Origin of the sequence: Streptomyces sp. 2A115 (assembly GCF_052245575.1) — a bacterium.
Lineage (GTDB): Bacteria > Actinomycetota > Actinomycetes > Streptomycetales > Streptomycetaceae > Streptomyces.
Map to the genome: position 1 here is coordinate 25590 of NZ_JBQQCG010000054.1, position 22219 is coordinate 47808.

A 22219-nucleotide genomic window follows, 5' to 3' on the forward strand; every position below is an offset into this window, starting at 1 on the left:
CCGCAGTCGCCACACGATCAATCCATCATCGAACCAATCGCGTCAGAGCCCGTCGTAAGAAACATGGTCACCGGCAAGGCCCCGTCCGCCCGCCGGGAGGCACCCGTCGTCGACGCGTCCGTGGACTTGAAGGCCGGCGTCGCGACCCCACCGTCCCAGCTGTTGGCCGCGGAAACCGTGGACGAGCCGAGCTCGGCGGACCTTCCCTTGTTGCCCTCGGAGAGATTCCGCGCAAGCCGGGCCTTGCCGGAGGCGAAGTAGAACCCGGCCGAGCCATTGGCGTACGCGGTGTTCCGGTTCAACGGCATCGCCCCGGTGTTGGAGTTCTCGGTGAACCCGTGCCGCGTGTTCCCCCACGCCGCGTTGTGGTTGACGAGGTGCGCCACCGAGACGCCTCCGCCGCCGAGTTCGAACCCGTTGCCGTTGCCTTCGAAGGCGCTGTCCTGCCGGCGGTTCTTGCCGTTCCCGTACGCCCAGGAGTGCTCGACGGTGACCGGGCTGGAGAACTGCCACAGGTCGAGGCCGTCGTCGGCGTTGTCGTAGAGGCGGGCGCCGGTGATCCTGTTGCCGGTTCCGGAGCCGAACTTCACGGCGATCCCGTCGGCGTTCTGCCCATGGGTCGCGGCATCGTAGTTGCCGTAACTGTCCACGTTCTGCACGAGGTTGTCCGTCGTGCCGTCGCCGCGCAGCGTGAAGCCCGAGTCACCGTTGTCGGCCGTGACCAGGTTCTTGAAGACGCCGCCGACGGACGAGGTGGCGACGAAGCCCTGGGCGGGCGAGTTCTGCCACGTGATGTTCTGGACGGTCCAGTAGTCGCCGTAGATCCCGGCGAGCCAGGAGCCGGCGACGAGCTTCGACCCGTCGATCCGCACCTTCTCCTTGCCGTACGCCTGAAGCGTGATCCGGGCCGAACTGGTCCCGCTCGCCGTCGACTTGAGGCTCTTCTTCGGGTAGTACGTGCCGCCGCGCACCTGGATGACAATGCCGGCCGCCGCGTTCTTGACCGCGGACTCCAGCTGCGCCGTGGTGGACACGATGACCGTCGTGCCGGCGGCGCGCGCTCCGTCGGGCGAGAGGCCGAGGTAGAAACCGCACGCCCCTGAGGAGAGGGCCACCGCGGCGGCGATGGAGAAAGTGCGGGTCCTGCGGTGGCGTCCGGTGCTCAGCAGCACGGGGCGTTCCTTTCCTCGGGATCGGGGACGAGAGGCGGGCCGGGCCCGCTTCTGATCCCTGGTCGCCGCCTGACCGGGAAAGGTTGCCGGGCTCGTTCGAAAGGAATCGAAACTTTCGATCGCCCCGGCCCCGCTCCCACCGATTGACGCCCCGTCCGCCACTGGTGACACTCCGAGGGCAGTACAAACCCAACAGAATCCATCAGACCCCCACAGGATGTGTCATGCGCCCCCGCACCGCCCGCACGCTCCTGATCCCGCTGTTCGCCCTCCTTCTGAGCCTGCTCGCCGCCCCACCGAGCCCGGCGGCCCAATCCGGAGCACCCCACGTGACCAAGCAGAAGTACGCCGGCTACCTCTTCGCCTACTTCACCGGCGAGGGCACGGCCGACGGCGAGCAGATCCGCTACGCCCTCAGCCGCGGCAACGACCCGCTGCACTGGCGCGAGCTGAACGCCGGGAAGCCCGTCCTCACCTCGGAGCTGGGCGAGAAGGGCCTGCGCGACCCGTTCGTGATCCGCTCCCCCAAGGGCGACAAGTTCTACATGATCGCGACCGACCTGAAGATGTACCAGAACTCCAGCGGCAGCTGGGACTACGTCCAGCGCCACGGCAGCAAGTCCATCATGGTCTGGGAGTCCACCGACCTGGTCCACTGGACCGACCAGCGCCTGGCGAAGGTCTCCCCCGGCAACGCGGGCAACACCTGGGCGCCAGAGGCCTATTGGGACGAGGCGCTCGGTAGGTTCGTCGTCTTCTGGGCGTCGAAGCTGTACGCCGACGACGACCCGGACCACACCGGTTCGACGTACAACAAGATGCTGTACGCGACCACCAAGGACTTCCGCACCTTCAGCAAGCCGAAGGTCTGGGACGACCCCGGCTACTCGGTGATCGACTCAACGGTCGTGAAGCACAAGGGCACTTACTACCGCTACACGAAGGACGAGCGGGATCCCAGCTCCTCCAACCCCTGCTCGAAGTTCATCACCGCGGAGAAGTCGACGAGGCTCACGGACACCTCGTACGACTTCGTCTCCGACTGCGTCGGCAGCGGCTCGATCGACCGGGGCGAGGGCCCGACCGTCTTCAAATCCAACACCGAGCAGAAGTGGTACCTGTTCATCGACGAGTACGGCGGCCGCGGCTACGTACCCTTCGAGACCACCGACCTGGACTCCGGCAAGTGGACGATATCCACCGACTACGAGCTGCCCGCGAGCCCGCGCCACGGCACGGTCATGCCGGTCACACAGGCAGAGTACGACCGGCTGCTGACGGCGTATCCGTAAGGACTGGAAGGCACAGGGCGGCCAAGCGTCAAAGAGTCACAAAACGGCGTCCAGCCAGTCGAACACCTCGTCCTGCATGCGGTCCACGAAGACATGGCCGAGGTCCGGCCATGCCTTCGTGCGCAACCGCTCCCCGGCGTGGCGCGAGCGCCAGACGGCGCGCAGCTTGTCGTACGCCACCCGTACGCCGTCGGCGGTGAACAGCGTGTCCAGGCCGCCGTTGAAGAAGAGCATCGGCTTGGGTGCGGCGATGCTCGCCACGTCGGGGATGTCGAGATACCGGGCGAGCCCGGGATGGAGCATGTAGTACGCCGACTGCCCGCGCAGCGTGTTGTTGCCGGGCACCATCATTTCCTTCAGTCCGGTCATCCAGCAGACGCTCGCCGCGGCCGCGATGTCGTCACTGAGCGCGGCGGTCTGCCAGGCCCGGTAGCCGCCCATGGAGAAACCGAGGGCCGCGACGCGCCGCCGGTCCACCCGGTCGAGCCCGGCCAGGAAGCGGGCGGCGCGCACGTCCTCGCGAGCCATCAGTCCGGCGAGCGACGAGCCGAGATGGAACAAGTTGCTTGCCAGCGCCTGCTGTTGCTCGTACGTGATCGGCCCTCGGTCGCCCCAGCCCAGCGCGTCGAGGGCGAGCACGACGTAACCGCGCCGGGCCAGTTCGTCTCCGACGAACCGTCCGCTGAAGTGCCGGTCCGCCCATGCCAGTGCGGAGGCCGGCCGGGTGTCGTCGTACCAGGGCCGGACCAGCTTCTCCTTTCCGATGTCGAACTTGGCGCCGTGGTCGTGCAGGAGCAGCACGGCCGGGAAGGGGCCGGCCCCGTGCGGGGTCAGCAGGGCGCCGCGCACCCGGCTGTGACGGGTGAGGTCGAGGGTCACCAACTCCCTTGTGTAGCCGTCGGTTTCGTTGCGATCACCGAACTCGGGGTCGTACCCCGCGTCGTCACCGGGCACGACGAGGTGCTCCTCGACCTTGGCGCGGGCGGTGCGGCGCCAGGTTCGGAAGTCGCGGATGGGTGACGTGCCCCAGGCGAGGGGGAAGTCGAGCTCGTCCTTGAGGAGCGGATGGAAGTCGGGGAGATTGCCTTCGACCATGCCCATCGCTTCCACCACTCGGGTTCAGCCGCGCTCATAGGGCGTCCAGTCCCCGAGGTACGTACGGCGCGTGTGGGTCGCCGCCTCGTCCTCGCTGAGCTGCGGCCGGTTGTCGGGGACCGAAATCACCGCGCCCGGACCGGAGTTGGCGAACTCGCGAAAGCGCATGGTCTGCCACGGGTACGCCTCGCGCATGTTGATGTAGGGCGCCACCGCGTCGATGCCCGGGCCGAGCCAGGTGTCCCGTACGACGAGGGACGGCCAGGCGGTCGTCTCGTACGAGGGCACCCACGGCCGGGCGATCTTGTACGCACCGTCCTCGGCACCGGAGGTGATCCGGGACCGCACGGCCAGGAAGCCGTAGGGGTTCGCGCGTGCCGTGGCCGGAGCGAACACCATGCCCTCGGGCCTGAAGCTCACCTCCCGGTCGAGCGTGTGGAAGTGGCAGCGCTCGAAGACCGCCCGCGCCCGCCCGAACACGAAGTCCACGTCACCCTCGACGTAGCAGTCGCGGTAGTACTGCCGGTCGAAGGCGGCCAGCGCGGTCGTGTCCGCGAACAGCGTGTCCTGGTGGGCCAGGAGACGGACCCGCTCGAAGCGCGAGCGGTCCCCCGTGACGTACGCGGCGACGGCCTGCGTCCCCGTGATCTCCGGGTGGTCGGCGCGCAGCCAGTCGTTGGCGAGGGTCAGTCCGCGCACGGTGAGCCCGGGCGCCGCCGAAGTGAAGGTGGCGGAGCCTGCCGTGCCGTACGTGCCGGAGCCGTCGGGTTTCTGCTTCCCGTTGGCGTTGTCGTAGACGATGACGGCGTCACGCGGGTCAGGGGTGGCGCCGCGCAGCGTCAAGTCGGCTGTCCCCGCAGGGATGTTGACGACCTCACGGTAGGTGCCCGGGTGCACGACGATCGTCCAGCCGGGGCCGGTGACCGCGTCGACGGCGGCCTGGACGGAGTCGCCGGGGCGGACGTGCAGCACCCGGCGTCCATTGGCGAGGGCGGGGCCCGCCGCGACGGCGGGGGTGGTGCTCAGCGCCGAGAAGGCGGTGAGCACCCCCGCCGTCAGGAGCGTACGGCGGCGCATCTCAGCAGTCCTTCCACGGGGCCCAGTCACCGAGATACGCCTCGCGTTTCGCCAACTCGGCTTCGCTCGCGCTGAGTTGGGGCCGGTTCTCCGGGACGGTGACCGAGGCGCCCGGGCCGGTGTTCCGGTACTCGGCGAACCGCTGGTTCTGCCAGGGGTGGGAGGACGACATGTTCGTATACGGCGCCACCGCGTCGATGCCGGCGCCCAGGCGGGTCTCGCGCACGGTCAGCATCGGGCGGGCGGTGGTGTCCGAGCTCGGCACCCAGGGACGCGCCAACTTGTAGTAGGCGTCCGGGGCTTCACTGGTCACGCGGCTTCGGGTGACGAGGTAGCCGCGCGGGTTGGCGCCCACGGTGGAGGGCGCGAAGACGAAGCCGTACGGGGCCGAGGTGAGGTCCGTGCGGTTCAGTGTGTGCAAGTGGCAGTGCTCGAACACGGCGGTGGCCCGGCCGAAGACGAAGTCCACGTCGCCCTCGGCGTAGCAGTGCGCGAAGTACTGCCGGGCGAAGGTCTCGCGGGCCATCGAGTCGGCGTACAGGGTGTCCTGGTGGCCGAGGAACCGGCAGTGGTGGAAGGCCGATCGGTCGCCCTGCACCTTGATCGCGACGGCCTGGGTGCCGCTCATCCCGGGATGGTCGGCGCGCAGCCAGTCGTTGGCGAAGGTGATCCAGCGGGCGGTGAACCCGTCGGCCTGCACGGTCGTGGTGGCCGAGCCGGTCGTGCCGTAGGTGCCGCCGCCGGGCTTGGGCGTACCGGCCGCGTTGTCGTACACGACGACCACGTCACGCGGGTTCTCGGAGGCGCCGATCCAGGTCATCTCCGTACGGTCGACGCCGACGGCGACGGTCTCACGGTAGGTGCCCGGGGCGATGACCAGGGTGTGGCCACCGCCGGTCACCGAGCTCACCGCGGCCTGGACGGTGGTGAAGTCGCCGGCGCCGCCCGCGTCCACGTACAGGGTGCGCCGGGTGAGGCGGGCGGAGGGCGAACCGTAGCGGCCGAAGCGGGACCTGGACGGGGACCCGCCGGCCGCGTGCGCGGTGTCCGTGAGGCCCAGCGCGAGCGCGGCGCCCGCGCTCGCGACGAGGAACGACCGTCTGGCGACAAGTGGTTGACTCACCGTCAGCAGTCCTTTCCGGCGCCCGCGCGGTGGCCGACGATGCCCGGGACGGCCTTCGGCGAGTCGACCCGCGTGCGCAGCGTCGGCGTCCAGCCCGCACCGGACTGGAGGGTCTCGCCGGGGATCTCCGCGTTGTGCACGGCGATCAGGTCCGTGAGCTTCCCGTTGACGTAGTTGTTCTTGGCGGTCAGCGGGGACTCGTTCCACTTCTTGAGCGCCTTGCCGACGCTGGTACCGGCCGGCAGCGAGATGGCGTTGTCGCTGGCGTGGAGCTGCGAGGAGATGCCGACGCCGAAGATGTAGTAGTCGTCCTTCTGTTCCTCGTTCACCACGTAGTGGTTGTTGTAGACGTCGACCTGTCCGAACCGCACACGCGGCGAGCGCTGGAGGATCCCGTCGAAGAGGTTGTGGTGCATGGTGACCTTGAGCTTGCCGGAGTCGAGGGCGGCGGTGCTGTCGCTGTTCCCGATCAGCATGTTCTTGTCGTGGTCCTGGAAGCGGTTCCAGGACACGGTCACATAGTTGGAGCCGCGCACGATGTCCGTCAGCCCGTCGTGCTGCTGGAAGACCTTGCCGAAGTAGACCGGGCGCTCGCTGTCGGGGTAGCGCCCGTCGGTGAACGTGTTGTGGTCGATCCACACGTGATCGGTGCCGAAGACGACCACGGCGTCGTACTCGGAGTTCCAGTTGCCGGTTTTGTTGTCGTCGGTCGGGTCCCACTTCGGGAAGCAGTCGAGCGGGGCCTCGATGGTCAGGTTGCGCAGGATGACGTTCGAGACGCCCTTGATCTGGAGGCTGCCGCCGAGGATGCCGGAGTTCTTGCCGACGCCGACGATGGTGGTGTTGCTGGGGACGGCCGCCTTGATGACGCCGTCCTGGTTGGCGGCGGACGCCACACGGGCGTCCTCCTGCGGACCGCTGGCGACCTTGTCGTTGCCCCAGACGGCCGGGTCGTAGTCCTTGAGGTACTGCTGGAGGTCGTACCCCCCGGCGGTGAAGGCCTCGCAGCCGTCGGATACCGCGTCGATCATGCCCTTGACCTTGATGATCTTGGGTGCGTTGCCACCGTCCTTCAGAGCGGCCTTGAACTCGGCCCACGTGGTCACCGTGTAAACGTGCTCGGCGTCGGCTGCCGCGCCCCCGGTGGTGCCGGTGCCCTCCGAGCCCCACCCGTCATTCGTGGCGAGGGTCTCGCGCCCGAGGTCGCGGCCCTGGGCTTGGGCGGTGACAACGGTGCCGGTGACGGCGAGAACGAGGGCGGTGCATCCAATGAAGGATGTCATGACATGGGCATGCCAGGTACGGGTACGCATGAGTGAGGGTCCTTTCAAGCAAAGGAGAGGTGACGCCCCCTTCAGGGGCGCGGGGAACTGCGCGACCAGCCACATACGGCCCGCAGTCACAGACCGGCCCTCGTGGACCGGCCTTCCAAGCAGGCGCTAAGCCTCGGGCCAGGTGATCCAGGACTCCGGGATCAAGTCGTCCAGCCGCCGCACGTCCCGTGGTGCCAGCACGCGACGACGCAACAGCTCCCCCACCACCAGCCGTGCCACAGCGATGGCACCCGGCGGATTGAAGTGCGTGTTGTCCTGCTCGGTCGCGGTCCAGTTGAAGTACTTCTTGGTCTCCTCGACGCCGAGCTCCTGCCAGAGCGCGATCGTCAGAGCCTGGATGTCGAGCAGCGCGACGTCATCGGCCTCGGCGAGGGCACGCATCGCCGCCGGATAGTCGCCGTGGGTGCCCACGGCGTTGCCGTCGGCGTTGAACTTCCTGCGCTCCACGGACGTGGCGAGCACCGGCCGCGCACCACGGGCCCGCGCGCCGTCGATGTACTGGCGGAGGTAGTCCTGGTACGTCGTCCAGGGCTCGGTGTAGCGCGTGGGGTCGGCGGACTTGGAGTCGTTGTGGCCGAACTGGATCAGCAGGAGGTCGCCGGGCCGGATCGCTTCGAGGATGGCGTCGAGGCGCCCCTCGTCGATGAAGCTCTTCGAACTGCGGCCGTTCACTGCGTGGTTGGCGACGTTCAGCCGCTCGTGCAGAAAGAACGGGAGAGCCATGCCCCATCCGGTCTCGGGCGCGGCGACGGCGTACTTCTGAGCGGCGGTGGAGTCACCGGCGATGTAGAGGGTGCGCCCGCGTGGGCGTCCCTGCGGGGAGGCGACTGCGGGACCCGTCGCCGCGACGGCGAGGGGTACGGCGGCGAGCGCCGCGGTGGTGATCTGTCTGCGGGTGAGCGACACGACGGTGTGCCTTTCGGGCAAGGGAGTTGCGCGGTTCGTGCAGGAGGTGGTGCCTTTCGCGTGGGGGGGTTCAGGTGCTTCAGGCGTGGGGGGGGTTCAGGTGCTTCAGGCGTGGGGAGGGTAGAGGGCCGGCGGCGGGGCGCCATGTGATCCACCGCCGACCCTGGTCCGCGCCCCTTTCAGGGGCGCGGGGAACTGCGCGACCAGCCACAACGGACCCGCAGTCACAAACCGGCCTTCCTGCGAACTACTAGCCCTTCTGCTCACTCCACTCCGCCTGCGCGGTGTTGAGCTGCTCAGCCATCGTGTCCAGGAAGTCCTTCGCGCTCATCGAGCCGTTCACGACCTTCTGGAAGGCCGGCTCGTTGTCGGTCTTGGAGATGGTGCCCCAGTCGGGGAGGTAGTACGGCAGCTGCACGATGCTGGTGGAGCCGTCACTGAGGGCATCGGCGGCGAGCTTCGTCGGTTCGGCCGCGGAGACCCAGGGGTCCTTGGCGGCGTCGGTGTTCGCCGGGACCTGCCCCGCGGACTCGTTGAACTTGGAGTTCTCCGCGTGCGACGTGGCGAACTCGATGAACTTCCAGGCGGCTTCCTTGTTCTTGGAGCTCTTGAACAGGCCGAGTCCGTCGACCGGATTGGAGACCTGCACCCGCTTGCCGCCGGGACCGACCGGCTGCGGAATACCCCGGAACTTGTCGGTGCCGAACGCCTTCACGTGGTCCTGGTAGGAGCCCAGGTTGTGGTTCAGCATGCCGATGGTGCCGGAGTCCCACTGGGCGACCATCTTGGTGAAGTCGTTGTTGAGGTCGGCGGCCGGAGTGGTCTTCTTGTAGAGGGCCACGTACTTCTCCAGGGCCGCCACGTTCTTCGGGTCGTTGACCGTGGTCTTCTCGCCGCTGGAGTCCCAGAACGACGTGAGGCCGGACTGCCCGTACATCGCGTCCAGCGCCTGGGCGATGGAGCCGGCGCCACCGCGGATGGTGTAGCCGAACTCGTTCTTGTCCTCGTTGGTCAGCTTGTCCGCGGCCTCGTAGAACTTGTCCCAGGTGGTCGGCGCGTCCAGGCCCGCCTTCTTGAACAGGTCGGTGCGGTAGTAGAGGACACCGTTGTTGGCGGAGGTCGGGATCGAGTACAGCTTGTCGTCGTCGCCGCCGGCGGACTGCAGCGACTTGACCATGTCCTCGTTGAGCTTGCCGTTGAGGGAGGACTTGGCGAGACGGTCGTCCAGCGGCTCCAGCGCGTTCTGGGCGGCGATCGCGGCGATCATCGCCGCGCCGACACCTCCGACGTCCGGCAGACCGCCGCCCTGGATGGAGGTGTCGACCTTGGACTGGTACTCGGTCGAGGCGATCCCGACGTACTCGACGTCGATCTTCGGGTTCGCCTTCTCGAAGTCGGCGATGATCTCCTTCCAGATGTCGGTGCGGACACCGCCGTTGTTGTCCCAGAAGACGATCTTGCCCTTGCCGCTGCCCTCATTGCCCTTGTCGCCCGCGGTCCCGCTGCCGTCGTCACCGCAGGCGGTGGCGGTCAGCGCGAGCACGGCGCTCAGGGCGACGGCGGCGGCCGAACGGCGCCCGCCTTTGCTGCTCCGGTGATTGCTGATCTTCATTGGTCGGCTCTCTTCTTCTTCTGGATCCAACGAGGGTTGTTGCGAGGTTGTGGGGGTCAGTGGCGGGCGTGGGGTGCCCAGTTGTCGGTCCCGGCGAGGTAGTCGGCGACCGTGTGCGTGGCCGCCTCCGCGCCCGACATCTGCGGCCGGTCGACGCTGACCGTCGCGCCCGGGCCGTACGTGCGGTACTCGGTGAAGCGGGCGTCCTGCCACGAGAAACCGCCCATGTCGGTCCACGGCGAGGACTTGACCGCCGCGGGCAACTCGGTTTCACGGAAGAGGACTTGGGCGACGGCGTCGGGATTGCCGCCCGGGTGCCAGGGCCTGCCGAGGTGGAAGGACCCGGCGGGCGCGTCGCTCACGACCTTCGACCTGGTGATCAGGAACCCGTACGGGTTGTCCTTCCAGGTCGAAGCGGCCGTGATGTAGCCGTTGTTGGTCGTGGAACCCCGGCTGAGCGCCTTGATGACCGAGCGCTCGATGACGGTGGTCGCACGTCCGTAGATGAAGTCGACGTCGCCCTCGATGTACGAGTCGCGGACATAGACCCGGCTGATCACGTCGAGCTTGGGGCTGTCGGTCATCAGCGTGTCCTGGTTGCCCAGGAAGGCCGTGTCCTCGAAGACGATCCGGTCGCCCGTCGTCTTCATGGCGAGGGCCTGCTCGGCGCCGTACTCGTACGCGGCCTCGTCGAAGTCGTTGCTGAAGGTGAGGTTGCGCGCCGTGACGTCGTTCGCGGCGATCCGCACGGTGGCGCTCCCGGTGGAGCCGCCGAACTGGGCGGGCGTGTCGAAGACGATGACCGTGTCGGAGCGGTCCTGTCCAGTCCCCTGGAGCACCACGTTCGGTTTCGTGGCGGGGACAAGGACCTTCTCGCGGTACGTGCCGGGCGCGATCCGGATCGTCACGGTGGAGTCGTTGCCGTCGGGCACGGCGTCCACGGCGGCCTGGACGGTCGGGTAGTCCGCCGGGACGTTCAGGACGGTGTCGGTGCCGAGCTTCTTCTGCGGTCCGGAGAACTTCGACACGAGGGCGGGGACGGCCGCCGCCGGGTCGAGCCGGTAGTCGTAGAAGGCCTTCGGATCGAAGGCCGCGCCCCACGCCTCATGGCGCCCGGTGGTGTTCTTCAGGATCGACCCGCGCTGCACCAACTCGGCGGTGGCGTCGGCCTGGTGGGGATGCTGGACGTCCCGGTAGTAACTGTTCTCGATGACCATCTTGGTCTGGCCGCGCGACCAGTTGCCGTACGTCCACACCGGGTCGCCGGGGTCGGCCTGTGCCGTCAGGTAGTTGTTGTAGAGGTGTGCGTAGGCGCAGTTGTCGGCGGACGGGTTGCGCTGCTTCGTACCGCTGAACAGGTTGTGGTCGATGGTGATCTGGGTCTTGACGTTCGTCGTCCAGCCGATGCCGATGGTCTTGTTGTTGTTCTCGAAGCGGTTGTAGGAGACGGTGACGTACTCGCTGTCCTTGCGGACGTCGAGCTGCCCGTCGCAGATCCGTGAGAAGCGGTTGTGGTCGATCCAGACGTGGTGGACGGTGTCCATCTGGATGCCGTCGAAGTCGGTGTCCTTGCAGTCCCAGTTGCCCTCGACGTACGAGTCGCGGATCGTCAGGTTCCGGATGATCACGTTGTGGGTGCCGGGCTTCAGGTTCAGCTCGCCCTGGACGAGCTCCCCGGCCGTGCCCACGCCGATGATGGTCTTGTTCGAGGTCACGACGACGTTCGCGCCGAACGGCTCGGCCTTGATCGTGCCGGCCACCCGGATGACGTACGGTTCCTCGGCCGCCGCGTACCGCTCCAGGTCGGCCTGGGTGGTCACGGTGACGACCTTGCCGCCGGCGCCGCCCGTCGTACCGCCTTCGAGGGAGGCGAAGCCGTGGGCCTTGTCGGCCCAGCGGGGCGCCGCCGTCGCCGTCTCCGTGACCGGCGCGGCATCGGCCGGCGCGGCCTCGGCCGGGGTGATGGCCCCCAGCCCCAGCGAGGCCACCAGGGCGGCGACCGTGACCAGGGCTCGGCCGAAACCGAAACCGGAGCCCGCTCCCGCTCCCGGTCTCGGCAAGCGCTTGCTGCTACGGAGGTGCGTCATTGCGGCTCCCAACAGGCGTACAGGTGACGTGACTTCAGTCGTTCGGTGCGGTGATGCGGAACTGCGTGAACGTGGCCGCCCCGGCGTGTCCCCCGCCGGTCGGCGCGAGCGCGAAGAGGCCGAGCAGGGCGCCGACCCACCGCCAGGGAGTGGCGGCGAAGACCGGCCCGGAGGGCTGCCAACCGCTCCCGTCACCGCCGGGGGGCCTGGGCGGTGTCCCCCCAGAAGGCAACGCGTAGGAGAAACGGCAGCGCGCCCCCGCACCGATCTCGATCCGCAGCCGCACCTGCCCCTCGGGAGCGATCCGCGGATGGGCGGCATCCCGCTCCCTCTCGGCGACCGACTCGGCGAACCGGTGCACCAGATGGACCGTCCCGTCAGCCCCCCGCTGCAGCCCGATCCAGCTGAACGCGTCGCCGAGCACGGCGAGTCCGGCGCGGGCTCCGGGCTCCTCGGCGTCGAGCCGCAGCTCCACCTCGACGGTGCAGGGCATCCCGGGCAGCCGCTGCGTGAGCACGTTCGGCAGCTTGCGCAGATCGTGCGCGTCGGCCGTCCGAACGCAGGTCAGCCGCAGTCCGTCGCCCGAGTGCTGGGTCGCCCAGCCGTCCTGCGGATTGGCGGTCCACTGCCACTGCCGTCCGAACCGACCGCCGGGGAAGCCGTCGTCGGTGGCAGGCGCCGACAGCGGCTGTCGCGGCAGGTCTGGCTTCTTGTGTACGGAGACGGGGGTGCCCTCGTCGCCGAGCACGGGCCAGCCGTCCGTACCCCAGCGCATCGGCTGGAGGTGGACCACCCTCCCGTACGCGCCCCGCTCCTGGAAGTGCGCGAACCAGTGCTCGCCGGAGGGGGTTTGCACCCAGCCGCCCTGGTGGGGGCCGTTGACGTCGGTGTCGCCCTGCTCCAGGACGATCCGCTCCTCGTAAGGACCGAAGAAGTCACGCGAGCGGAAGGCGCCCTGCCAGCCGGTCTCGACTCCCCCGGCGGGAGCGAAGATCCAGAACCAGCCGTCGTGCCGGTACAGCTTCGGCCCTTCGAGCGTGAACCAGCCGGGAATGCGGTCACCGTCGACGATCAGCTTGCCGTCGTCGAGCAGGCCGGTGGCGTCGGGCAGCATCCGGTGGCCGGTGAGCCGGTTCTTCACGCCGGAGCGGGACTTGGCCCAGGCGTGCACGAGGTACGCCTCGCCGGTCTCCTCGTCCCACAGCGGGCAGGCGTCGATGAGTCCCTTGCCCGCCTTGATCAGGTGGGGGCGGGTCCAAGGACCGCGTATCTCGGGGGCGTTGATCTGGTAGATGCCGTGGTCGGGGTCGCCCCAGAAGATCCAGAAACGGTCGTCGTGATGGCGCAGGGCGGGCGCCCAGACACCGCAGTCGTGGCGCGGCTTCCTGAACTCGGCCCCCGGCTCCAGGAATTGGAGCGCGTGGCCGACGAGCGTCCAGTTGACCAGGTCGCGGGAGTGCAGCAGCGGCAGGCCCGGGGCGCGGCCGAAGCTGGAGGCCGTCATGTAGAAGTCGTCGCCGACGCGGACGAGGTCGGGGTCGGACCAGTCGGCGTTCAGGACAGGGTTGCGGTACGTGCCGTCGCCGAGGTCGGCGGAGAACGGGGTGCCGGCCTGGTTGCTCGAGGACCCACCGCCGTGCGGACGCGTACTCATGGGCTCACCGCCTTGCGGACGAGTGCCGCCGCTTCGCCCCGGTCGAGACGGCCGTCGGCGACGACGGTGACGATCCGGCGTACGACGGTCTCCCCGGCCGGGATCGGCAGCCGCTCCTCGTGGGCGAGGGACGAGCCGACGCCCGGGTACTCGCCGGTGCGGACGAACCACGGGTCTCGCCGGGTCTGTTCGGTGGCCCCGGCGAAGACCAGGGTCCAGTCGGAGCCGACGAGCGCGAGCCAGTCGGCCCGCGCGCCGTGCACGGCCTCCTCGCCCTCGGTGCCGGCCGTGAACACGGCGGGCGTCCCGGCCTCCTTGCGGGCCCGCCAGAAGAAGCCGCCGTAGGCCGCGCCGGGACGGCCGTTGGTCGCCGGGCTGCCGATCGACAGCGGCTCGGTGGTCGTGTTGGTGAGCGAGAAGGTGAAGTCCAACGCCCAGGCGGAGTCGGTGAGTTCGACGGCCGCGACGGTACGCCGCTCGCGCAGCAGCTCGTTGCCCGCGGCCACCCAGCGCAGCTCCTCCACGAAGCCGTCGGGGTCGCGGATCTGGAAGGCGGAGTGCCGCTGGGCGCCGTGGTTGTCCAGCTCGGTGGGTCCCTGGTCGCGTACGTAGGTGCGTCCGCCCCAGAAGTTGTGCCCCTCGACGTCGGGAACGGCGACACCGACGCCGAGGTGGTGGATGTGGTCGGCGGGGCTGAGTTCGGTGACAGCCGTGCCGGCCAGGGTGGTGACCGGGTGGAAGTACGGACGCGGTGAGAGCTTGGGCGGCAGTTCGGGCCGGGTGATGTAGCGGCCGACCGGGCGGCCCGCGACGCGCAGCACCAGCGAGTCGTTGTTCATCGGGTACTCACCTCGTTCCTGAGCGGCCACGAGGCGCCCAGCTCGGAGTAGAGGGCGAGGGTGTCGGCGGCGGCCGCGACGAGTCCGTCGACACCGCGCACGACCCGGCGGTTCTCGTCGGGCACCCGGTACCAGGCGTCGTCGGGCAGTGCGACCGGGTCCGGTGCCTGCCGGATCGCTTCGACGACCTTCATGAAGGCACCCGTCGAGGCGGGCGTGACCAGCAGGTCGGCGCGGCCTTCGAGGTGCTCGACGAGGTTCTCCAGCAGGTCGGTCCTGCCGTACGAGATCTCCTCCGGGCCGTGTCCCGAACGCTGGACGAGGACGCGGTCCTGCTTGTACCAGAAGGTGATCCGGCCGCTGGTGCCGTGCACGAGGACGTACGGCTCGTCGGGGTGCTCGGCGCACAGGGTCGCGGCGACGGTGACCCGGCCGCCGCTGGAGGTGGTGACACGGACGCACGAGGTGTCGTCCGACTCGATGTCGTTGGCGCGCAGCAGCTCCGTCTCGATGCCGGTGACGTCCTCGGCGCCGGTGGCGCCGGCGAGCGCGAGGGCGGTGGCGACGGCGTGCGCGAGGGGGTTGGTCAGCGCGCCGTCGACGACGTCGACGCCGTTGAGCCGGCGCCGTCCGGCCCAGGGCGCGCGGCGGTAGTACTCCTCGGCGCGCGCCCAGGCCCCTGCTCCGCCGACGCCGTCCACCCGGCCGATCGTGCCCTGCGCGACCAGTTCCCGGATCGCGGGCACGGCGTGCGAGCCCATCGACTGGAAGCCGATCTGGCAGACCACTCCGGCGGCGGCGACCCCGTCGGCCATGCGGCGGAACTCGGCGTAGGAGGGCGCGGGCGGCTTCTCGAGCAGCAGGTGTACGCCCTTGGCGGCGGCGGTCAGCGCGAGGTCCGTGTGGGTGGGGATCGGCGTGCAGATCACCGCGATCGCGGCGCCGGTGGAGTCGAGCAGAGCGCCGAAGTCGGCGGACTGCTCCGGGGGTTCACCCGGTGCGGAGAAACCGTCCAGCTCCTCCGCGGTCAGCGGCGTCAGTTCGCAGATTCCGGCCAGCCGGACCAAGCCCTTGTCCTGGAGGCGGCGGATGTTCTCCAGGTGCCAGCGGCCGTGACCGCGGGCACCCGCGAGGACGACGGGAAGGGGAGCTTCGTACGAGGTCGTGGACGTCGTGGACCCCATGGAAGCGGCCCTGGCCCCGGGGTAAGCGGTCATCGGATCCTCCCCGCTCCCGCGCCGCGCTCCACCTCTCGGTCGGCACGTTCGGCGCTGTCGATCTTTCCGTGCAGGATGGGCGTCCAGCCGACGTCGGCGGTCAGGTCGCGCTCGCTGCCGGAGTTGTAGGCGTTGTAGATGGTGAGCAGGTCGACGGGGAAACCGTTGAAGACCGTCCCGGACGCGTGCAGGGCGGTGCCGTTCCAGCTCTTCACGAGGTCGGCCGCCTCGATGTGGCCCGGGGTGGTGAACGCGTTGTTCTCGGCGTGGATCGCCGACTCGGTGGAGACCCCGATCGAGTAGCGGTAGTCGTGGACGTCTTCGGGGACGACGTACCGGTTGTTGTAGAGGTGCACCTGGCCGAAGCGGACGCGCGGGGCACGCTGGACGACGGACTCGAACTCGTTGTGATGCAGGGTGACGCGGAGCTTGCCGCGGTCGCCGGTGGCCGTGTCGCCGTTGCCGATCAGCATCGCCTTGTCGTGGTCGGCGAACCGGCTCCAGGAGACGGTCACCAGGTCGGAGGCGTTGGTGATGTCCAACAGGCCGTCGTGGCGCAGGTAGTTGCGGCCGAAGTAGGTCGGCTCGTCCTCGTCGGGGTGGCCCTTGTCGGAGGCCGTGACGTGGTCGACCCAGACGTGGGTGGCGCCGCGCAGCCAGAGGGTGTCGTAAGCCGTCTTCCAGTCGCCGAGGCCGCCGGTGTTGGGCTGCCAGACGGGGAAGCAGTCGTAGGCGTCGCGCAGTTCGAGGTTGCGGACTATGACGTTGTCCGCGTTGCCGACCTGGAGGCTGGCGCCCTTCAGTACGGCCTTGTCGCCGAGCCCGACGATCGTGGTGTTGGAGCCGACGGCGAACACGATCCGTTCGGCCTGCTTGGCGGCGGAGGCCTGGCGGGCCTCCTCCTGCGGGCCGGCTGGCTTGGCCGAACCCCAGGTCCGCGGGTCGTACGCGGCCAGGTACTTCTTCACGCTGTAGCCGTCGGTCGCGTAGTCGTCGCAGTCCAGCCTGTTGCCCGCGGCGTCGGTGTTGGCGTCGATCGTCCCCGCGACCTTGATGATCTTCGGGGTCGCGCTGCCGCCGTCGAGCGCGCGGACCAGCTCGGCCCGGTCGCGTACGGTGAAGACGTGGGCCTCGTCGGCCGCGGCACCGCCGGTCGTGCCGCCCTCGGCGGCGGCCCAGCCGTCGTTCGGGGCCAGGGTCTCGCGGCTGATGTCGCGGGCCTCGGCGTTCGCCGGAACGCCGGCGCTCAGCGCCGCCAACAGGCCGCAGGCGAGGGTGCCTTGGAGGATGCGGCGCCCTCTGGTCGTACGCGGCAGGAAGGTGCGGATCCCTCTCAACACCGCAGTCCGCCTTGTCCCTTCGCTCCCTCTCAACCCTTCGCTCCGGGTCATCCCTTCACCGCCCCGGCGCTGAAGCCCGTGATCAGCCACTTCTGGATGAAGGCGAAGACGATCACGACGGGCAGGGCCGCGATGATGCCGCCGGCGGCGAGCGCGCCCAGGTCGACGCTGTCGGCGCTCATCAGGCTGTTGAGGCCGACGGGGATCGTCTGCTTGTCCTGGTTGCTGAGGAACATCAGGGCGAACAGGAAGTGGTTCCAGGAGTGCACGAAGGCGAAGGAGCCGACGGCGATGAGGCCGGGCCGCAGCAGCGGCAGCACGACGACCCGGAAGGCGGTGAACCGGTTGCAGCCGTCGACCCAGGCCGCCTCTTCCAGGGAGTACGGGACGTTCCGGATGAAGCCGCTGATCAGGATCATCGACAGCGGCAGCTGGAAGACGGTCTCCGCGATGATGACGCTGCCCAGCGAGTTGATCATCTGGAGCTCGGCGAAGATCTGGAACAGCGGCACGAGGAGCAGCGCGCCCGGCACGAACTGGGAGCAGAGCAGCGCCAGCATGAAGACGCGCTTGATCTTGAAGTCGAAGCGGGCGAGCGCGTAGCCGCCGGCGAGCGCGACGAGCGTGGTCATCACGAGTGTGGCGATGCCGACGTAGACGCTGTTCTCGAAGTACGTGCCGAAGCTGCGCTCGTTCCACACCTTCTCGAAGTGCTCGAAGGTCATGGGCCAGGGCACGAGCGAGGTCGAGCCGGGCTTGCGCAGGGCGAAGAGCAGGATCCAGTAGAAGGGAATGAGCGTGAAGAGCAGGTAGATGCCGAGGGGGAGGTAGATCTGCCAGCGCGGGGCCTCGTCCCAGGCCCGCCGGGTCTTCCTCGGTCGTCCCGTGGGCTCCTCGGCCGCCGGGGCGGCTACCGCCGGGGGGCTGATCTCGATGTCCTTGGTGATCACTTGTCCCCACCTCCGAACTTGCTCAGCCTCAGATAGACCATCGAGAAGAAGAGCAGAATGACGAACGCGACCGTGGTCAGGGCCGACGCGTAGCCGAAGTTGTGCGCGTCGACGCTGGTGTTGGCGATGTAGAGCGGGAGTGTCGTCGTCTCGCCCGCCGGTCCGCCGCCGGTGAGTGTGTAGAGCAGGTCGACGTTGTTGAACTCCCAGACCGCGCGCAGCAGCGTGGACAGGATGATCGCGTCCTTCAGGTGCGGCAGCGTGATGTGGAAGAACTGCTGGAAGCGGCTGGCTCCGTCGACCTCGGCGGCCTCGTACAGGTCCTTCGAGACGGACTGGAGGTCGGCGAGGATGAGGATCGCGAAGAAGGGGACCCCGCGCCACAGGTCCGCGACGACCGCCGCGGAGAAGACGGTCGAGGTGTCCGACAGCCAGCTCGTGCCGTAGTCACCGATACCCATGTCGGCGAGGTAACGGGTGATGCCTGTCTGGGAGTTGTAGAGCAGCACCCAGATCGCGGAGGTGAGCACACCGGACACGGCCCACGGCGAGAACACCATCGCGCGGCCGAGCGACCGTCCCACGAAGGTCTGGTTGACGATCAGCGCGAGCGCCAGACCGAACATCAGCTGCAGACCGACCTCGACGACGACCCACTTGGCGCTGAAGACCAGCGTGTCCCAGAACAGCGGGTCCTCGGTGAAGGCGTGCACGAAGTTGTCGAAGCCCGCGTAGCCGTTCCGCCACGGCTTGGTGGGGTTGTAGTCCTGCAGGCTGTAGTAGAAGACGCTGAGCACCGGGTAGGCGATGAAGCCCAGCATCAGCAGTCCCGCCGGGGCGATCAGCAGGTACGGGAGCTTGCGGGGCGTCGCTGAGCCACGGCGCCGCCGGGGTGGCGCGGGCTTTTTCGCCACGGCTGCGGCTTGCGCCATGACTGTCTCCGTTCTCGGGGGTGCGGGTGGTGCCGTGCACTCTTGCTGTGCGGTCTGATCGGTCCGGTTCACTCCTGTGAAAGCGCTTGCTATCTGGCCAGTCCTCGGTGAAGCGCTGTGCGTGGTTGTGCGTGATCTCGGCCGGCAGGGGCGCCGGTGGGCTCGCCCCTCAGCCAGTGGGCCTGTCCCTCAGCCCGCGTACGGGTCCTGCACCTTGCCCGGCCGCGCGAGGAACTCGAAGTCGCAGCCGGTGTCCGCCTGGGTGATCTGTTCGTTGTAGAGCGCGCCGTAGCCGCGCTCGTACCGCTCGGGCGGCGCGGTCCACTGAGCCCGGCGCCGCGCCAACTCGTCGTCGTCCACGTTGAGTTGGAGCAAGCGCGTATCGACGTCGAGCGTGATGGTGTCGCCGGTGCGGACCAGGGCGAGCGGTCCGCCGACGTACGACTCCGGCGCCACATGCAGCACGCAGGTGCCGTAACTCGTGCCGCTCATCCGGGCATCGGAGATCCGCACCATGTCCCGTACGCCCTGCTTCAGCAGGTGGTCGGGGATGGGCAGCATCCCGTACTCGGGCATGCCCGGGCCGCCCTTCGGGCCGGCGTTGCGCAGCACCAGCACGGTGTCCGCCGTGATGCCCAACTCCGGGTCGTTGATGGTCCGCTGCATGGTCTTGTAGTCGTCGAAGACGACCGCCGGACCGGTGTGCTTGAGCAGGTGCGGCTCGGCGGAGATGTGCTTGATGACCGCGCCGTCGGGGCAGAGGTTGCCGCGCAGGACCGCCACGCCGCCCTCGTCCGCGACCGGGTTGTGGCGCGGCCGGATCACGTCGTCGTTGTGGACGAGTGCTCCGTCGAGCTGTTCGCGCAGCGTGTCGTGCGAGACGGTCGGCCGGTCCAGGTGCAGCAGATCGGTGATCCGCGACAGGAATCCGGGCAGGCCACCCGCGAAGTGGAAGTCCTCCATCAGATACGTCTGCCCGCCGGGCCGTACGTTCGCGAGCACCGGCACCGTTCGCGCGATCCGGTCGAAGTCGTCGAGGGTGAGCCGGACTCCGGAGCGGCCGGCCATGGCGATGAGGTGGATCACGGCGTTGGTGGAGCCGCCGAGTCCGAGGACTGTGGTGACAGCGTCCTCGTAGGCTTCCTGGGTGAGGATCTCGGAGAGTTTCCGGTCCTTGTGGACTTGTTCAACGATTCTCATGCCGGATGCGGCGGCCATCCGATCGTGGCCCGAGTCCACGGCGGGGATGCTCGACGCGCCCGGGACCGTGACCCCGAGTGCCTCAGCGGCCGCGGTCAGCGTGGACGCCGTACCCATGGTCATGCAGTGCCCGGGTGAGCGCGCGAGCCCGCTCTCCAGCTCGGTCATCTCGCAGTCGCCGATGAGCCCGGCGCGCTTGTCGTCCCAGTACTTCCACATGTCGGTGCCGGAGCCGAGGATCTCGTTGCGCCAGTGGCCCGGCAGCATGGGCCCGGCGGGCACGAAGACGGCGGGGAGGTCCACCGAGGCGGCACCCATGAGCAGCGCGGGCGTGGACTTGTCGCAGCCGCCCATCAGCACGGCGCCGTCCACCGGATACGACCGCAGCAGCTCCTCGGTCTCCATCGCGAGCATGTTGCGGTAGAGCATCGGGGTCGGCTTCTGGAAGGTCTCGCTGAGCGTCGACACCGGGAACTCGAGCGGGAAGCCGCCGGCCTGCCACACTCCCCGCTTGACCGCCTGGGCCCGGTCCCTCAGGTGGACGTGGCAGGGGTTGATGTCGGACCAGGTGTTGAGGATCGCGATGACGGGCTTGCCCAGGTGCTCCTCGGGCAGGTAGCCGAGCTGGCGGGTGCGGGCGCGGTGGCTGAACGAGCGCAGCCCCTCCGTCCCGTACCACTGGTGGCTGCGCAACTCTCTTGGCGTGTCGGTCATATGGACCACCCCGAGGCGATGGCGGCGATCTCGGCACGTTCGGACTCGGGGAGCTCCTTGCTCGGCGGCCGGACCTCGCGGCGGCACAGACCGAGGGAGGCCAGGGCCTCCTTCACCACCGTCACGTTGTTGGCGGAACCGTTGGCCGCGCGCAGTTCCTCGAAGCGGCGGATCTGCTCCCACACCTTCATGGCGCCCGCGTAGTCACCGGAACGAAGCGCTTCGATCATGTTCAGCGAAACGGCCGGGGCGACGTTCACCAGACCCGAGGTGAAGCCCGTCGCGCCCGCCGAGAAGTACGAGGGCGCGTACGGCTCCGCGAGTCCGGCCACCCACACGAAGCGCTCGAGTCCCGCGTCCCGGGCGAACGCGGCGAAGCGGGCCGCGTCCGGCACGGCGTACTTCACGCCGATGACGTTCGGGCAGGCATCGGCCAGCTCGGCGAGGCGGGCACCGGGGAGCACCGGGTTGCGGATGTACGGGACGACGCCCAGCTCGGGGACGGCCTCCGCGATCGCCCCGTGGTAGTCGACCCAGCCTCCCGCCGAGACGTACGGGTGCACGGGCTGATGGACCATCACCATCTGTGCCCCGAGCTCGCGGGCGTGGCGGGCGGAGGCGACGGCGGTCGGCACGTCGTGCCCGACCCCGACCAGGATGGCGGCCCGGTCCCCCGCCTCGTCGATGGTCACCTCGGTGACCGTGCGGCGCTCTTCGGGGCTCAGGGCGTAGAACTCGCCGGTGTTGCCGTTGGGCGTGAGAATGCGGACGCCGCCGTCGAGCACCCGGCGCAGCAGTGCCCGGTAGACCTCGTGGTCGATGGTGCCGTCCTCGGCGAACGGGGTCACGGGGATCGCCACCACGTCGGCGAGGGCGGCCCGTTGGGCCTCGAACGTGGTCGTGGTCGCGGTCATTCCTGCTCACCCTTTCCCTGGGCCTCGGGGAAGGCCCGTTGCACGAACGAGGCGATGTGCGAGTGCAGAGCGCGGGCCGCGCCGTCCGAGTCGCCGTCGAGCGCGAGCCGAAGGATCTCCCGGTGCTCGGCGGCCTCGCGCTCCCAGGACGGGTTGGCGGCCCAGGCGACCGCGGAGACCAGGGCGGCCTGGTCCCGGACCTCGTCGAGCATCCGGCCGAGGAGCGGGTTGCCGCAGGTGACGTACAGGGCGCGGTGGAACTCGCGGTTGGCGAGGGAGCGCTGGGCGGTGTCGGTCGCCCCGTCCGCGCGTTCGAGCGCCTCGCGCGCCGTGTCGAGGGAGACCCGGCGCTGCACTGAGCGCCGCAGCGCCTCCGGCTCCAGGAGCAGCCGCACGTCGTACACCTCGCGCGCCATGTCCGCGTCCACCATGCGCACCGTGACGCCCTTGTACTGGTTCATCACGACGAGCCCGGTCCCGGCCAGGGTCTTGAGCGCCTCCCGCACCGGGGTCTTGGACACCCCGAACTGCGCGGCGAGCTCGGTCTCGACCAGGGCCTGACCAGGCGTCAACTGCCCGGTGAGGATGCGGTGTTTGATCCCTTCCAGCACGAACTGCGTGCGGGAGGGGATCGGCGTGGGCACAGAGGTCATGCGCGCCTCTCGGGGATCTCGCGTATCGGATCTCGCGTATCGCGTCTCATATATGACGTACGAAGTACGACGCGATGAAGCTAGGAGGGTGCCCAATGTTTCGTCAAT

Annotated in this window: 17 protein-coding genes and 1 pseudogene; 1 reads left to right on the top strand and 17 read right to left on the bottom strand. The window is 69.0% G+C overall.

Going from position 1 to position 22219, the window contains the following annotated elements; genetic code table 11:
* Window positions 1-17: 17 nt before the first annotated feature.
* Complete coding sequence (locus tag ACTWQR_RS35875) at window positions 18-1172, bottom strand: right-handed parallel beta-helix repeat-containing protein (protein WP_443231411.1); 1155 nt, start codon at window positions 1170-1172, stop codon at window positions 18-20.
* A gap of 224 nt (window positions 1173-1396) precedes the next feature.
* Between ACTWQR_RS35875 and ACTWQR_RS35880 the strand changes: the two are divergent.
* Window positions 1397-2461, top strand: a pseudogene (locus tag ACTWQR_RS35880) (glycoside hydrolase family 43 protein); the annotation flags it as partial.
* A gap of 39 nt (window positions 2462-2500) precedes the next feature.
* Here the strand turns inward: ACTWQR_RS35880 and ACTWQR_RS35885 are convergent.
* From ACTWQR_RS35885 to ACTWQR_RS35960, 16 genes are all read right to left on the bottom strand, one after another.
* Entirely contained in the window at window positions 2501-3565 is a 1065-nt protein-coding gene (locus ACTWQR_RS35885; protein ID WP_443231412.1) for a dienelactone hydrolase family protein, read from the bottom strand.
* 18 nt (window positions 3566-3583) lie between these two features.
* Window positions 3584-4636, bottom strand: coding sequence for a pectinesterase family protein (locus ACTWQR_RS35890; protein WP_443231413.1), 1053 nt, complete (start codon window positions 4634-4636; stop codon window positions 3584-3586).
* 1 nt (window position 4637) lies between these two features.
* Window positions 4638-5759, bottom strand: coding sequence for a pectinesterase family protein (locus tag ACTWQR_RS35895; protein ID WP_443231414.1), 1122 nt, complete (start codon window positions 5757-5759; stop codon window positions 4638-4640).
* 2 nt (window positions 5760-5761) lie between these two features.
* Window positions 5762-7072: a pectate lyase family protein gene (locus ACTWQR_RS35900; protein WP_443231415.1), complete on the bottom strand. Its 1311-nt coding sequence runs from the start codon at window positions 7070-7072 to the stop codon at window positions 5762-5764.
* A gap of 126 nt (window positions 7073-7198) precedes the next feature.
* Window positions 7199-7999 carry a rhamnogalacturonan acetylesterase gene (locus ACTWQR_RS35905; protein ID WP_443231416.1) on the bottom strand — a complete coding sequence of 267 codons (801 nt, stop codon included), beginning with the start codon at window positions 7997-7999 and terminating at the stop codon, window positions 7199-7201.
* 250 nt (window positions 8000-8249) lie between these two features.
* A complete protein-coding gene (locus ACTWQR_RS35910) occupies window positions 8250-9611 on the bottom strand; it encodes an ABC transporter substrate-binding protein (RefSeq protein ID WP_443231417.1) in 1362 nt (453 codons plus the stop codon).
* A 56-nt stretch (window positions 9612-9667) separates the two neighbouring features.
* On the bottom strand, window positions 9668-11698 hold the full coding sequence (locus tag ACTWQR_RS35915) for a pectinesterase family protein (RefSeq protein ID WP_443231418.1): 2031 nt from the start codon (window positions 11696-11698) through the stop codon (window positions 9668-9670).
* A gap of 34 nt (window positions 11699-11732) precedes the next feature.
* Window positions 11733-13352: a family 43 glycosylhydrolase gene (locus ACTWQR_RS35920; protein WP_443231419.1), complete on the bottom strand. Its 1620-nt coding sequence runs from the start codon at window positions 13350-13352 to the stop codon at window positions 11733-11735.
* A complete protein-coding gene (locus tag ACTWQR_RS35925) occupies window positions 13349-14191 on the bottom strand; it encodes a PmoA family protein (protein WP_443231420.1) in 843 nt (280 codons plus the stop codon). The genes ACTWQR_RS35920 and ACTWQR_RS35925 overlap by 4 nt, the downstream gene beginning before the upstream one ends.
* Window positions 14188-15375, bottom strand: a complete 1188-nt coding sequence (locus tag ACTWQR_RS35930; RefSeq protein WP_443231453.1) for a Gfo/Idh/MocA family protein — start codon at window positions 15373-15375, stop codon at window positions 14188-14190. The genes ACTWQR_RS35925 and ACTWQR_RS35930 overlap by 4 nt, the downstream gene beginning before the upstream one ends.
* Before the next feature lie 29 nt (window positions 15376-15404).
* Complete coding sequence (locus tag ACTWQR_RS35935) at window positions 15405-16697, bottom strand: pectate lyase family protein (RefSeq protein WP_443231454.1); 1293 nt, start codon at window positions 16695-16697, stop codon at window positions 15405-15407.
* A gap of 98 nt (window positions 16698-16795) precedes the next feature.
* On the bottom strand, window positions 16796-17698 hold the full coding sequence (locus ACTWQR_RS35940) for a carbohydrate ABC transporter permease (RefSeq protein WP_443231421.1): 903 nt from the start codon (window positions 17696-17698) through the stop codon (window positions 16796-16798).
* Complete coding sequence (locus ACTWQR_RS35945; RefSeq protein WP_443231422.1) at window positions 17695-18630, bottom strand: carbohydrate ABC transporter permease; 936 nt, start codon at window positions 18628-18630, stop codon at window positions 17695-17697. The genes ACTWQR_RS35940 and ACTWQR_RS35945 overlap by 4 nt, the downstream gene beginning before the upstream one ends.
* A 189-nt stretch (window positions 18631-18819) precedes the next feature.
* Window positions 18820-20544 carry an L-arabinonate dehydratase gene (gene araD, locus ACTWQR_RS35950; protein WP_443231423.1) on the bottom strand — a complete coding sequence of 575 codons (1725 nt, stop codon included), beginning with the start codon at window positions 20542-20544 and terminating at the stop codon, window positions 18820-18822.
* Window positions 20541-21458: a dihydrodipicolinate synthase family protein gene (locus tag ACTWQR_RS35955; protein ID WP_443231424.1), complete on the bottom strand. Its 918-nt coding sequence runs from the start codon at window positions 21456-21458 to the stop codon at window positions 20541-20543. The genes araD and ACTWQR_RS35955 overlap by 4 nt, the downstream gene beginning before the upstream one ends.
* Window positions 21455-22111: a GntR family transcriptional regulator gene (locus ACTWQR_RS35960; RefSeq protein ID WP_443231425.1), complete on the bottom strand. Its 657-nt coding sequence runs from the start codon at window positions 22109-22111 to the stop codon at window positions 21455-21457. The genes ACTWQR_RS35955 and ACTWQR_RS35960 overlap by 4 nt, the downstream gene beginning before the upstream one ends.
* Between the last annotated feature and the right edge of the window lie 108 nt (window positions 22112-22219).

Bases quoted from the DNA above. Each gene is read 5' to 3' on its own strand.
- ACTWQR_RS35885 (WP_443231412.1), bottom strand. From the start codon at position 3,565: ATGGGCATGGTCGAAGGCAATCTCCCCGACTTCCATCCGCTCCTCAAG.
- ACTWQR_RS35890 (WP_443231413.1), bottom strand. From the start codon at position 4,636: ATGCGCCGCCGTACGCTCCTGACGGCGGGGGTGCTCACCGCCTTCTCG.
- ACTWQR_RS35900 (WP_443231415.1), bottom strand. From the start codon at position 7,072: ATGCGTACCCGTACCTGGCATGCCCATGTCATGACATCCTTCATTGGA.
- ACTWQR_RS35910 (WP_443231417.1), bottom strand. From the start codon at position 9,611: ATGAAGATCAGCAATCACCGGAGCAGCAAAGGCGGGCGCCGTTCGGCC.
- ACTWQR_RS35915 (WP_443231418.1), bottom strand. From the start codon at position 11,698: ATGACGCACCTCCGTAGCAGCAAGCGCTTGCCGAGACCGGGAGCGGGA.
- ACTWQR_RS35920 (WP_443231419.1), bottom strand. From the start codon at position 13,352: ATGAGTACGCGTCCGCACGGCGGTGGGTCCTCGAGCAACCAGGCCGGC.
- ACTWQR_RS35925 (WP_443231420.1), bottom strand. From the start codon at position 14,191: ATGAACAACGACTCGCTGGTGCTGCGCGTCGCGGGCCGCCCGGTCGGC.
- ACTWQR_RS35930 (WP_443231453.1), bottom strand. From the start codon at position 15,375: ATGGGGTCCACGACGTCCACGACCTCGTACGAAGCTCCCCTTCCCGTC.
- ACTWQR_RS35945 (WP_443231422.1), bottom strand. From the start codon at position 18,630: ATGGCGCAAGCCGCAGCCGTGGCGAAAAAGCCCGCGCCACCCCGGCGG.
- araD (WP_443231423.1), bottom strand. From the start codon at position 20,544: ATGACCGACACGCCAAGAGAGTTGCGCAGCCACCAGTGGTACGGGACG.
- ACTWQR_RS35955 (WP_443231424.1), bottom strand. From the start codon at position 21,458: ATGACCGCGACCACGACCACGTTCGAGGCCCAACGGGCCGCCCTCGCC.
- ACTWQR_RS35960 (WP_443231425.1), bottom strand. From the start codon at position 22,111: ATGACCTCTGTGCCCACGCCGATCCCCTCCCGCACGCAGTTCGTGCTG.